The organism is Staphylococcus sp. GDH8C109P, from assembly GCF_017893405.1.
Taxonomy (GTDB): Bacteria; Bacillota; Bacilli; order Staphylococcales; family Staphylococcaceae; genus Staphylococcus; species Staphylococcus cohnii.
In genome coordinates this window covers 128,271-140,877 of record NZ_JAESMX010000014.1, presented here as the reverse complement: position 1 = coordinate 140,877, position 12,607 = coordinate 128,271, and the positions used below count along the sequence as shown (strand labels likewise).

Here is a 12,607-nt window from a genome sequence, read left to right as displayed (position 1 = left end):
GTTTAGCATAATAGACAAATTCCTTTCAATTAAATGGCATTAAGTTATTTTGTCATATTTAAAATTACAGATAATTAATTGTTACTTTTTAAGCATAATACTTGTTCAATTTATGCATGAATAAAATATTTAAACATAATTACATAATATATTAATTACATATTAAGTTAGGTAAGCCTAAAGTCTGATTGAGAGTGCTTGTGATATTTGGTTTACTAGGTGGTGGACGTTTATAATGAGGTGCAGAGATGAAGAAGAATATGAAAGTAATTCGGAGACGGTTAAAAGGTCTAGATTACGGTATGCTATTTAGTTTTATTATATTAGGTGTTTTAGGTATCATCATGATATATAGTGCGAGTATGGTATCAGCATCTAAAGGTGCCTTGACTGGTGGCGTTCCAATTGAAAGTAATTATTTTATGAAAAGGCAGTTCATCTTTTTAATTGCGGGTATTTCAGCAGTAATATTTATTGCATTATGCATAAATATAAACTTCTTTAAAAACACGCATGTACAAAAATTGATGGTTTTCGGCACCTTATGCTTATTATTAATTACGATTTTAATAGGTAAAGAAATTAATGGTTCAAGAAACTGGATTAATTTAGGAATATTTAGTTTACAATCCTCGGAATTTCTAAAGTTAACTTCGATTTTTTATCTTTCTTATATTATTAATCAGCGTGTGAGGAGCCACAAAGATTACCAATTAAAGCATATGCTAGCTCCATTAGCCATATTAGGTATTGGTTTGCTGCTTGTGTTGATGCAAGGTGATTTGGGCGGAACATTACTGACAGTAGCTATTATTGGCTGTATATTAATATATTCCGATATAAAAAATAAAATCAAATTTCAAATTATGGGAATTACGCTTGTGCCATTAGTTATTTATGGTATTTATACATTGATTTTTGATTCTGAAAATTTATATAGGCTAAAAAGGATAAAAGTGATGCTAGACCCATTTAAATATGAAAATAATGATGGTTATCAGTTAACGAGCGCGTTAACCTCGATTGGTAATGGCGGCCTGACTGGTAAAGGTTTGGGAAATGGTCTAGCCAAGTTAGGTTATTTACCAGAACCGCACACTGATTTTATATTTACCGTTATTTCAGAAGAATTAGGGCTACTAGGTGTGCTATTTACGCTCACAATTTATGGTTATATCTTATTAAAAGGACTCATTTATGCGAATAAAACGGACAATCAATTTTATAAATTGATTTGTGTTGGCGTAGTCAGTTACATATTTATGCAAGTTTTCATTAATTTAGCAGGTGTATCTAGTATTATTCCATTAACTGGTGTGACTCTACCCTTATTGAGTTATGGTGGTTCTTCTATGTTAAGTATCAGTATAGCTTTTGGCGCACTTTTAGCAGTGGCTAGAAGAATTAACAACGACAGAAAGGAAACTTTAAAATGACCCGTATTTTAAAAATTACACTGCCAGTTATTTTGCTTATTGCTATTTTGATTACTATTGCAATAGGTATAGCAAAACCTATAGATCAAGCTATCTATAACATGTTACATACATATTTAAATATAGATGTTATAAAACAATATCTATATTTTGTTTCAACTATTTTTGACCCTAAAATTTGTTTGATTATAACGTTATGTGTTTTAGCTGGTTTGTTTTTCTATCATAAATTTAAGTTTTTGTGGTATGGCTTTTGGTGCTTTTCAGTATTTTTAATAGGTACTTTTATGAAATATGTCATTCAACGGGCGAGACCATCTGAACATTTTGACGGATATAGTTTTCCTAGCATGCATGTTTTAAGTGTATGCATATTAGTAAGTCTAATTTTATTAATAAAAAGGAATAAAACATTATATTGTATAGCAATTATTTTAGTAGCTTCAATCATAGTATCCCGTATTTATGTGGGCGCACATTATTTTACTGATACTATGGGAAGTTTATTAGTAATTTCAGTTATGATTCAATCACTCAATTACAATAATCATGCAAGCGAAAAACTAGATAAAATCGAATGATTTGTTAAGCTAAATGCTAATCTATAAATCATTTATTGATTTATACATGTGATGATGAAGGGAGTTATTTGATTGAATTATGAACAATATTTAAACAGAGCAGTCGAACTTGCTGAGAAAGCACTAAAATATGGTAATGAACCTTTTGGCTCACTTTTGGTGGATATTGAGGGTAATATTTTATTTGAAGATTATAATAGAATCAGTAGTGGTGATGCGACTGAACACCCTGAAATTGCTATTGCAAAATGGGCAGCAACTCATCTTACGCCTGACGAAAGAAAACATACTATTGTTTTCACATCAGGAGAACATTGTCCAATGTGCGCGACGGCACATGCACTCGTTGGGCTAGATAAAATTGTATATGCGAGTTCCTCGAAACAATTGAGTCAATGGTTGGAAGCTATGAATGTTGCGCCCGCAGCTTTTAAAAATTTACCTATTGAAAGTGTAATTAGAGATGCTCATGTTGAAGGACCTTTTGAAGCAGTGTCATCTAAAATTAAAAATTTGCAAATTCGTTATCATCAACAATAAGTGGAAATATGAAACCCCTCCGGTAGTCAAACTACTGAGGGGTTTCATATTTTTTAACATGTTTTCGTCTTTAAATGTTTATATAGTGAAAAGCTTTGGTGGTTGTGATAAAAGCATTTGTCATGTTTAAGAATATACAGAATGGGAAAATTATTCATAATATCGTAATAACACAACTAAGGTGTTTGTGATAAGGGGGACAATTAGATGAGTACATTAATTTTTCTTTTAATTCTAGCTGTAATCATTATTATTTATTTACTAGTGAAGCAAAACTTTGCTAAAGATTTTAAAGCTCAAAAGCATAAGCGTTATAGAGAGAAGCGAGTGATAGATTTTATTCAGAGCGCATATAAAATTGACAATATTGAAGCAATTCATCGCAAAAATAATCATTTAGAGCTCATTTATAATCGTAAAACGTTAGATGTAAAAAGTGAACAAGTTATTTTTGTCGACGAAGCAGATCAAGAAGATGTTGAGACTAACTTTAGCCTAACAGAAGATGATGAAAGAGAAGACTTATTTGATAAAATTTTAGAACATACGTATTTTTATATGACAAAGGAACGTTTTGATCATTTAATGATTCAGTCTAAAGCATAATGGTTGATGCGTATTTGTGAATAACGATGACGGATATTTTAAGAGGAGGAGGACTTTCCTATGAAACCAGTAGTTAAAGCTTATAAGAATGATAGTGAGTTAGAAGTAGATGTTACTGCATTACAAGATAAAGGTATAGGTAATCAGGACATTTACGTATTATCCTTGGATAAATCTCGAACAGAAAAAATTGTAGAAGATACAAATATTTTAGGTATAGATATTAAAAGAGAAAATGATTCTGAAAGAGAAGCTTTGAAAAGAAAGTTGATTGATTTAGGTGTAGATGAAAGTGAAATCGCTACTTTTAAAAGTGATATGGATGATGGCAAAGTTTATTTGATCGTCACTGATGTAAGAGTTAAAGGGCTATTGTAAAATTTTTTAGATGGTCGACATCGCTTCAAGATTTTAAGTGAACCAAATGCCTATGTAGTTCATGATTTGAATGAAGATGAAGTTGATGGATTAATCGTCTTAAAGTAGGTATAAATGCTTAGAACAATGATGCACTTAAGCGTAAACAAAGAACCTCTGAGAGACATAATCCCAGAAAAAGAGGCACTCAGATGATTTAATTCAATTCATCTGAGTGCCTCTTTTTTATTTAATATTTCGTATTATTGGCTCACTTTCTTAGGGGACAGCTTCAACTTGTCCTATTCCCTCAAGCGTCTCGCTGAAATACGTAATATTATTGAATACGAAAAATGTAGTATAGGTTAGGAAAACAAACAAGACAACTGCGAATCTGGTTTTGTATTAATAGCACTTAATATAAGAAAGTAGTAGTTCAACAAGTTAACTATAATCAAAACAATAATGAAAAAGACAATTTCTATATTATTTCAATAGAAATTGCCTTTTTTCACTTGCCCAAGAACTTTATATCCCAAAGTCTTTTTTCATCAATAATATATATTGATGTTCTAAAAATTAATTGTTATTTATGCGTGTTTATAAGGTGCGGCGTTTTGGTTTACTATCGTCTGAAAGTTTAAATGATAATAGTAATCCAATTGCTGAGATAACTGTAGCAATGATAAACGTTACGTTAACACCATGAATAATACCAGTAATGCCATCTTGAGGTATTGCGGAAACTGACATTATAGTAATAAAGACTGCAGTACCAATAGCACCTGCCATTTGTCTGAATGTATTGTTCATGGCAGTACCATGTGCGATTAAATCATTTGGCAGTTGGTTAATCGCTAATGTCGTCATAGGCATCATAACCATGGCAATCGAAACCATTCTCAATGCATTAGAAGTAGCGAGATACGTAAATGTTGTATGCTCTGTTAACATTGTAAATGGTAATGTCGAAACGACTAGGACGAATAAGCCAATTCGAGCGAGCCATTTACCACCAAATTTATCGAATAAGTAACCAGTTATTGGGTTCATCATACCCATAATAATTGCACCTGGTAATAATACTAAACCAGATTTTAAGGCTGAGTATTGTAGCATGTTTTGCATATAAAGTGGCAAGATAATATTTGTTGCAATAAGTACACCAAATACAAACATACTTAGTACCGTGCCTAATGTATAAATACTGTAATTAAATACCCTGAACTCAAGCATAGGTTCTTTTAAGTTTAATTGACGACGGATAAATATAACGAGTGAAACGATACCAACAACGAGTGGTGCAATAAATTGTACGCTAGTCCAACCTGCTTCACCAACAGAACTGAAACTATATAGCAAGCCACCAAATCCTAATGTAGATAAGATAACTGAAGCAATATCTAATTTTGGATGTGTTGTTTCTGTAACGTTCTTCAATAGGAATATAGAAGCAATGATGATAATAATCGCGATAGGGAATACAACATAGAAGACACTTCTCCATGATAGGTGTTCGACTAATATACCTGATAAAGTAGGTCCGATAGCTGGAGCAAATGCGATAACAAGTCCAAATAGACCCATTGCAGTACCGCGTTTTTCTTTAGGGAAAGTTAAAAATAGTATTGTTTGCATTAATGGCATCATTATACCTGCGCCTGCTGCTTGTAAGACACGTCCGATTAATAGCATTGAAAAATCAATACCGACGGCACAAAGCAATGTACCTGCTGCAAAAATACTCATTGCAGTTAAGAATAACTGCCTCGATGTAAAGCGTTCAATTAAAAATGCAGTTACAGGAATCATAATCCCGTTTACTAACATAAATATAGATTGTAACCATTGTACTGTACTTTCTGACACTTGGAGATCTTTCATTATTGGAGGTAAAGCTGTTCCAAGTAAAGTTTGGTTTAAAATAGTTATAAAAGCCCCTGATAATAGAACTATAAACAGAGGTATTCTTTTTTCAACATGGAAATTTCCAGTTTCTGTCAATGTACTCACTTCTTTCTTAACAAATTACACATCTAAATATTATATCACTCTAAACGTTGTAAATCTAAAAGTTGAACTTATTTTTTAAAATTTATCTGTGAGAAGTTTGAAATATTGTCATGAAAGGGGTTTCTTAGATTGAGTATATAGCAATTTAGTTCTGTTATGCGTCTAAAGGTTGTATGAAAATATAAATGAGGGTGAGACATGATAGGTGTCTCATACCCTCGATATAATTAAAATAACTGCATTCATAGATTTATAAATTAAGGTGTACTATTTAAATGGTTTGGTCTCATTTTCAGAGGAGAAAAGCGTAATCGACGTTATCCCAATTTAGAAAATCCGCAAATTGTAAATAAGACGCTTTGAAAAATTGAGTTATTGTATCGATATCATGATGCTGTTGATATTCGATTAGATATTCCATTAATTGTTGATCAAAATAACAATCTTTAGGAAATCGATGGTCAGTATCAAAAGGTTGATCTGCAAAAGGATACGGTAAGACAAAGAATGTCGGTCCTTCAAACTGGTCATCACCAAACCAAAAGCCAAATTCAATCATTTCTTCATCAAAAGCCGCACGTTCAATGACCATGCGATCATTTTCAAATGGTGCTGGTTTATCTTTGACGATAATACAAGAAATATCAAATGTTCCCCAAAATAGGCCAGGTTTAGATTTTCTTACTCTTAATCCATTAATGAACTTTGCTTCAGCATGGTAGGCAAATTTCATCAATGCTAATGCCGCTTTTGCAATTTTTTCATCGTAATGATGATGTTCTACGTCATTTTCAAACGGTATCGGATTTGGTACTTCTTGTGGCAATGTGTTAACTTTTAAATGAATATCTGACTGACTTAATAGTTTTTCAATTTCATTATAATAATATTGTATAGTTCTTCCATTTTTCAAGGTAATATCATGTACATGTTGGTCAATGACGATTTCAATATGGTGTTGCCTCAGGTTAACACTTAACGCAAATGTATGTGTTCCATAGCTTAACATACCAGTCGAAAAGCCTTGGACATCTATATTTAGTGTCACGTGTGACCATTGAGGTTCTTGATAACTTGCCTCTAATTTATATTTACCTAGAATCTGTGATAATAAATGTAGCGTATCTTTTTCATTTTCCCAATCCTTGAAATTCATATTATGAATACCACCTCATATATTATTTACTATAAATTTTATACCACCAATACTAAAGATAAAACACAATATAAAAATGCTTGTACCAAGTATCATTTGTTATAATGATAAAATGATGTAAATATATGAACTAATCAAGTATGTGTTAAGATGTAGTTCATAACAAAAACGAATGTGAACGCAATGCTATTTTCTGAATAATCAAAATACAACTTGATACTGTTCTGTATATTGTAAAATTAATCACCGAAATAAGGAGAGTAACCAATGAATAAAGCAGATTTAATTGCTCCAGAAACATATAACATCGTTAGCGAAATTGAAAAATATGCAAATGATCCGTCAAAAAAAGCGATTATTTTTAATGATCAAACTGGTAAAGAACGGGATATAACGTATAATCAATTAATAAAAAATGCAAACAAAGTTGGCCATATGTTTTTAAAATATGGTCTGAAAAAAGGTGATAAGTTATTAATCATGATGCCACGTGCGATTGAGACATATGAAGTATATTTAGCCGCATGGAAATTAGGTATGATTATTGTGCCTAGTTCTGAAATGTTGCGTACTAAAGACTTACAATATCGTATAACACATGGTGAAATTAAGGCAGTTGTAGCCACAGGTGATAGCATCGAAGAGTTCAAAGGTGTTAAAGAATATGACTCATTACTTAAATTTTTAATTGGCAGCAAGGAAGATAATTGGATTAACGTTGAAGACGCGCAAACTGATGCCTCAGATACGCTGGATACAGAAGCAACTTCAAGAGAAGATATTGCTTTATTATCGTATACTTCAGGAACAACAGGTAATCCAAAAGTAGTTGTCCACTCTCATGGTTGGGGATATGCGCATTTACAGATGGCTCCCAAACATTGGCTAAGTATAAATGAAGATGACATCGTATGGGCAACAGCAGCACCAGGTTGGCAAAAATGGGTATGGAGTCCATTTTTATCAATTATGGGTTCAGGCGCAACAGCATTTGTTTATAACGGTAAATTTAATGCTGAGAAGTATCTTGAATTATTAGAAACGTATCAAATCAATGTGCTTTGCTGTACGCCAACAGAATATCGTTTAATGGCAAAATCTCCTGATTTAACAAAATATAATTTGTCACATTTACATAGTGCTGTATCTGCTGGAGAACCATTAAATAAAGAAGTTGTTAATAAATTTCAACAAAACTTTGACTTAACGGTTAGAGATGGCTATGGTCAGACAGAAAGTACGTTGTTAATCGGTTTCTTAAAGGATACAAAAGGACGTCCTGGCTCAATGGGTAAAGCTATTCCAGGTAGTTATGTAACAGTAATCGATGAAGATGGTAATCCTGCACAACCCAATGAAGTAGGAAATATTGCAGTGCCGTTAGACTTACCTGCATTATTTAAAGGCTATTATAAAGATGAAGCACGTACTGCAGATCCACAAGTTGGTGAATACTTTATTACTGGAGATTTAGCAAAAATGGATGAAGATGGTTACTTTTGGTTTGAAGGTAGAAGAGATGATATCATCATAAGTTCTGGCTATACCATAGGACCATTTGAAGTAGAAGATTCACTGACGAAACACCCATATGTAAAAGAATGTGCAGTCGTGGCGAGTCCACATGAAATTAGAGGGAATATCGTCAAAGCGTTTGTCATCTTGCAAGATGATGTTACAGGTGATGAAACTATTGTTAAAGAATTACAAAATTTTGTTAAACAAGATGTAGCACCTTATAAATATCCAAGAGCGATTGAATTTGTAGAAGATTTACCTAAAACAAATTCAGGTAAGATTAGACGCATTGAATTAAGAGAAGCGGAAAAAGAAAAATATTTATAAATCAATGTTGATTCATTTGAAAGAAAGCGCCCATCATCATTATTGTCAGTATGATGGGCGCTTGTTTTGTGTGTGCGTCATGTTAAATCAAAATAAAAACATGGAACGGCATTGTTCCATGTTTTTTAGTAAATATATTTATTATTGGAAACTTGCTCCGATTAGGGCAAATCCAATTGATACAACGATGTATGCAATTGCCCAGATGATTGAAGCTTTTTTAGACAAGCGATTCGTTGCAAAGAGCATAATGCCAAATACATATGCACTGATTAGTGTTTGTAAGTTAAAGGCACCTAACATTTGGTTGCCTTTATCAAAGACATTTAAGCTTGCAATATTATAATCAGTAGGCGATAAACCAGCAATCCATTGGATTAATATAATAATTAAACCTACGATACCAGTAATGATAGTGAAACTTAATGTTGCAGAAAAGATAGGCTTTGCTGTTGCATCAGATTTCATTATTTTAGAAATAACTAAAAAGATTAAAAATGTAATACCAATACCAATAATGCCACCAATTAAACCACCGATGATGCCAGTAACTAAGCCAATTGTTTGCATATTACCCATATCTTGAGCGCTTGTACCTGCATCTTGATAAATTTCATTGTAATCAATAGATAATGCACCAACAGTTGTTGAGAGTGCAATGACGACTATTGCAATGATTAGTTTGAGTCCCCATTTAGGTTGTTCACGTAATTTTGAAAAATGTTGTGAGAATGGTAAGTTAGAATTTTCCATGAATCCCTTGCCCCCTATATATATTATTTTCCAAAGCATAACATTACCTACAATATTTTAAAACACTTTTAAGAAAAACTTTAAATAAAATTAAAAAAATAAAATCTTTTTGATTACTATTGCTAATATTACAATATTGTTAGGTATATATTCACTGAAAAATATTGTATATAAAATAATGTTATGCATTATATTTTTTGTTGTGTGATTATGATAGTATCTAAAATGAATAATAATTTAAAGGAGTGTTTTAATATTGAAGAAAAAGTGGATGTGGATTATCGGTGTTATTGTCGTTATCGTATTAATTGCAATTGCATTAATTTTAAAGCAAGCGAATAGTAGCTCAGACAAAAAAGATGGTTATGATACATATAAAGTGGAGAAAGAAAGTCCACTCAATTTAGAAGGTAAAGCTTCACCTAAATCAGTTAAAACATATAATAACAACAGTCAATTGGGAACGTATGTAAGTACACAAGTTGACGATGGTCAATCAGTTAAACAAGGTGATCCACTCATCAATTATGAAATTAATAATAATAAACGCCAACAATTAGTTGATAAAGTGGACAATGCAAAAGATGAAAATGAGAGAGCGGAAGCACAACAACAGCTTAACCAATATGATCGTCAAGTGAACGACAGTATTTATGCTGCTTTTGACGGTAAAATTGATATTAAAAATAGAGAAAACGTTTCTGATGGAGAGCCTATTTTACAACTTGTTGCAGATGAACCACAAATTAAAGCAACGGTGACTGAATTTGATCTAGGAAAGATTAAAGAAGGCGACAAAGTAGACGTTAAAGTAACAAGTACTGGTAAAAAAGGTAAAGGCGAAATCAAGAAAATTTCAGAGTTGCCAAAAAGTTACGAAGAAAGTTTAAGTAAATCTGGAGGCGGAGCGGCAGCTGGTTCAGGTAGTGAAGAAGACGGCGGTGCTCAAGCTTCTAATCCAGTTTCTGACCCAAGCAGTGATAGTGATTCAGATTCATCGAAATATACAATTGTCATTAGTGATATTGATATTCCTGTACGTGCAGGCTATTCCATGGAAGTTGAAGTGCCATTAGATGCAATCAAGTTACCAAAATCAGTATTAACGAAAGACAATAATGTTTTTGTATTAGGTAAAGACAATAAAGTTGAAAAACGTGATATTAAAATTGATAAAGTAAACGGTGAAATTTTTGTAAAAGAGGGTCTGAAAAAAGGTGACAAATTAATTAAAAACCCTAAAAAATCTATGAATGATGGAGACAAAGTTGAGGTGTCATCATGATAGAACTTGTAGATATCAATAGACATTTCAAAAACGGCGATGAAGAAAATCACATTTTGAAAGATATCAATATCAACATTAAAGAAGGAGAATTCATAGCGATCATGGGGCCTTCGGGTTCTGGTAAAAGTACACTTATTAATATATTAGGGTTTATTGATCGAGGCTATGAAGGCGATTATTTGTTTAATAATGAGAATTATAAAAAAAGTTCGGATAATGAATTAGCAGAAATTAGAAATAAAACAGTAGGCTTCGTTTTCCAGAACTTTAAATTAATTCAAAACAATACGATATTGGAAAATGTGAGTATTCCGTTAGTTTATGCAGGATTAGGGTCGCAAGCACGTAAAGAAAAAGTAATCAATACATTACACGATGTAGGATTATATGATAAAGAGAATTTAGTACCTAACAAATTGTCAGGTGGGCAACAACAGCGTGTAGCCATTGCGCGTGCGATCATCAATAACCCAAAATTTATCATTGCTGACGAACCTACAGGGGCACTTGATTCTAAAACATCTGAAGATATTATTAATTTATTTATGAAATTAAATAAAGAACATCGCACAACGATGATTCTCGTAACACATGATCGCAAAGTAGCAGATAAGGCAGATCGCATTATTCACATATTAGATGGTCGTGTCCAAAGAGAAGAGGTGGTTGAATGAAGAATTTATCGAATATCATCGCCATTTCATTCAAATCCATTTTAAAGAATAAGCGTCGTAATATTTTTACAATGATTGGTATCATCATTGGTATTGCTGCAGTCATTACGATTATGTCTCTAGGTAATGGGTTTAAACAAACGGCATCAGAACAATTTGAAGATACAGGCGCAGGCAAAGATTCTGCTACGGTTAACTATATGACGAGTAGTGGTGAGGGAGCGAAAGATAATCCGTTTAGCCAGCAAGATTTGGATATTGCTAAACAAGTAAATGGTGTTACAGATGCAAAAATCAAAGAAAGTGACGATCAAGGTTATTCTGCAAAAATGACGAATGCTCAGAAAAAAGGCGACGTCAGTATTTTAAAGAAAAAAGAAATGACTAGCCCAGAAAAAGGTAAAGGCTTTAATGAAGACGATAATGAACTGAACAAAAAAGTCGTTACAGTCGATGACAAAATTGCCAAAGATGTATTCAATAACGATGCGATAGGTAAAACGTTATATATTGATGATCAGGGGTTCGAAGTTGTAGGCATTGTAAACGACGCTATGAATCCATCTGCTGTTAATATGCCTGCAAATACATTTGATAGATATATGGGACAATTAACGCAAGATTTTCCATCACTCCAATTATCATTAGCAGATGGCGCTGACAAGAAAGAAGTCGCAGACAAAGTCGCTAAAGAATTGAATAAAAAAGGTTCAGGCGCAGGTGATGGTAACTATAGTTACACAGATATGGAAGAATTCATGAAAAATATTAATAAAGTATTTGATGGTATTACTTACTTTGTGGCTGCTGTTGCAGGTATTTCATTATTTATCGCCGGAATCGGTGTTATGAATGTGATGTACATTTCAGTAACAGAGCGTACAGAAGAAATTGCCATTCGTCGTGCATTTGGTGCAAAAGCGCGAGATATTGAAATCCAGTTCTTGGTAGAAAGTGTGGTACTGTGTGTGATTGGCGGTATCATTGGTTTAATCATAGGCATACTCGTCGCAAGCCTGGTAGATGCAGTAACGCCAGATTATATTAAGAGTGCGGTTAGTCTAAGCTCAGTACTCATTGCTGTAGGTGTTTCTACATTAATTGGTATCGTATTTGGTTGGATTCCAGCACGTTCAGCAGCTAAGAAAGAACTCATTGATATTATTAAGTAATATTTTAAAAAGATGTAAAAAGAAACATTATCTTTATTAAAAAGTTTCGTCAGTTCATGCTATTCAAGTTGGCTAGAAAAGCGTAAACATTTTAGCTCATGTATAAATATGTCATGCAATAGGCTGGGACAAAAGAATTGTCTCAGCCTTTTATCCCATTCAACCCCAATTATCTTTGTTGGATGG

The 12,607-nt window shown here is 32.8% G+C and carries 12 protein-coding genes; 9 read left to right on the top strand and 3 right to left on the bottom strand.

Annotated elements, in window-relative coordinates:
* Positions 1 to 248: 248 nt before the first annotated feature.
* From KA867_RS07460 to KA867_RS07440, 5 genes are all read left to right on the top strand, one after another.
* On the top strand, positions 249 to 1,436 hold the full coding sequence (locus KA867_RS07460; protein WP_210137572.1) for an FtsW/RodA/SpoVE family cell cycle protein: 1,188 nt from the start codon (positions 249 to 251) through the stop codon (positions 1,434 to 1,436).
* Positions 1,433 to 2,017, top strand: coding sequence for a phosphatase PAP2 family protein (locus KA867_RS07455; RefSeq protein ID WP_210137571.1), 585 nt, complete (start codon positions 1,433 to 1,435; stop codon positions 2,015 to 2,017). The genes KA867_RS07460 and KA867_RS07455 overlap by 4 nt, the downstream gene beginning before the upstream one ends.
* A 72-nt stretch (positions 2,018 to 2,089) precedes the next feature.
* Positions 2,090 to 2,557, top strand: coding sequence for a nucleoside deaminase (locus tag KA867_RS07450; RefSeq protein ID WP_210137570.1), 468 nt, complete (start codon positions 2,090 to 2,092; stop codon positions 2,555 to 2,557).
* Positions 2,558 to 2,764: 207 nt separating this feature from the next.
* Positions 2,765 to 3,163, top strand: a complete 399-nt coding sequence (locus tag KA867_RS07445; protein ID WP_210137569.1) for a hypothetical protein — start codon at positions 2,765 to 2,767, stop codon at positions 3,161 to 3,163.
* Positions 3,164 to 3,223: 60 nt separating this feature from the next.
* The gene (locus KA867_RS07440; protein WP_210137568.1) at positions 3,224 to 3,541 is read left to right on the top strand and encodes a YflT domain-containing protein; all 318 of its coding nucleotides are present in this window, start codon (positions 3,224 to 3,226) and stop codon (positions 3,539 to 3,541) included.
* A 579-nt stretch (positions 3,542 to 4,120) separates the two neighbouring features.
* On the opposite strand, the gene KA867_RS07435 is transcribed toward KA867_RS07440, so the two are convergent.
* Together KA867_RS07435 and KA867_RS07430 are read right to left on the bottom strand one after the other, a co-directional pair.
* The gene (locus KA867_RS07435) at positions 4,121 to 5,524 is read right to left on the bottom strand and encodes an MDR family MFS transporter (protein WP_210137567.1); all 1,404 of its coding nucleotides are present in this window, start codon (positions 5,522 to 5,524) and stop codon (positions 4,121 to 4,123) included.
* Positions 5,525 to 5,825: 301 nt separating this feature from the next.
* Positions 5,826 to 6,689: a DUF5996 family protein gene (locus KA867_RS07430; RefSeq protein WP_245355936.1), complete on the bottom strand. Its 864-nt coding sequence runs from the start codon at positions 6,687 to 6,689 to the stop codon at positions 5,826 to 5,828.
* Positions 6,690 to 6,956: 267 nt separating this feature from the next.
* On the opposite strand from KA867_RS07430, the gene mbcS reads away from it, so the two are divergent.
* Positions 6,957 to 8,534 carry an acyl-CoA synthetase MbcS gene (gene mbcS, locus KA867_RS07425; protein ID WP_210137566.1) on the top strand — a complete coding sequence of 526 codons (1,578 nt, stop codon included), beginning with the start codon at positions 6,957 to 6,959 and terminating at the stop codon, positions 8,532 to 8,534.
* A 141-nt stretch (positions 8,535 to 8,675) separates the two neighbouring features.
* On the opposite strand, the gene KA867_RS07420 is transcribed toward mbcS, so the two are convergent.
* Positions 8,676 to 9,287 carry a YIP1 family protein gene (locus KA867_RS07420; protein ID WP_210137565.1) on the bottom strand — a complete coding sequence of 204 codons (612 nt, stop codon included), beginning with the start codon at positions 9,285 to 9,287 and terminating at the stop codon, positions 8,676 to 8,678.
* 256 nt (positions 9,288 to 9,543) lie between these two features.
* Between KA867_RS07420 and KA867_RS07415 the strand changes: the two genes are divergently transcribed.
* Genes KA867_RS07415 through KA867_RS07405 form a run of 3 tightly spaced genes read left to right on the top strand, consistent with a single transcriptional unit; the run spans position 9,544 to position 12,421 of the window.
* Positions 9,544 to 10,572, top strand: coding sequence for an efflux RND transporter periplasmic adaptor subunit (locus KA867_RS07415; RefSeq protein ID WP_210137564.1), 1,029 nt, complete (start codon positions 9,544 to 9,546; stop codon positions 10,570 to 10,572).
* Positions 10,569 to 11,249 carry an ABC transporter ATP-binding protein gene (locus KA867_RS07410; RefSeq protein ID WP_040030361.1) on the top strand — a complete coding sequence of 227 codons (681 nt, stop codon included), beginning with the start codon at positions 10,569 to 10,571 and terminating at the stop codon, positions 11,247 to 11,249. The genes KA867_RS07415 and KA867_RS07410 overlap by 4 nt, the downstream gene beginning before the upstream one ends.
* Positions 11,246 to 12,421 carry an ABC transporter permease gene (locus KA867_RS07405; RefSeq protein ID WP_210137563.1) on the top strand — a complete coding sequence of 392 codons (1,176 nt, stop codon included), beginning with the start codon at positions 11,246 to 11,248 and terminating at the stop codon, positions 12,419 to 12,421. Before KA867_RS07410 ends, KA867_RS07405 begins: the two co-directional genes overlap by 4 nt.
* Positions 12,422 to 12,607: the final 186 nt, after the last annotated feature.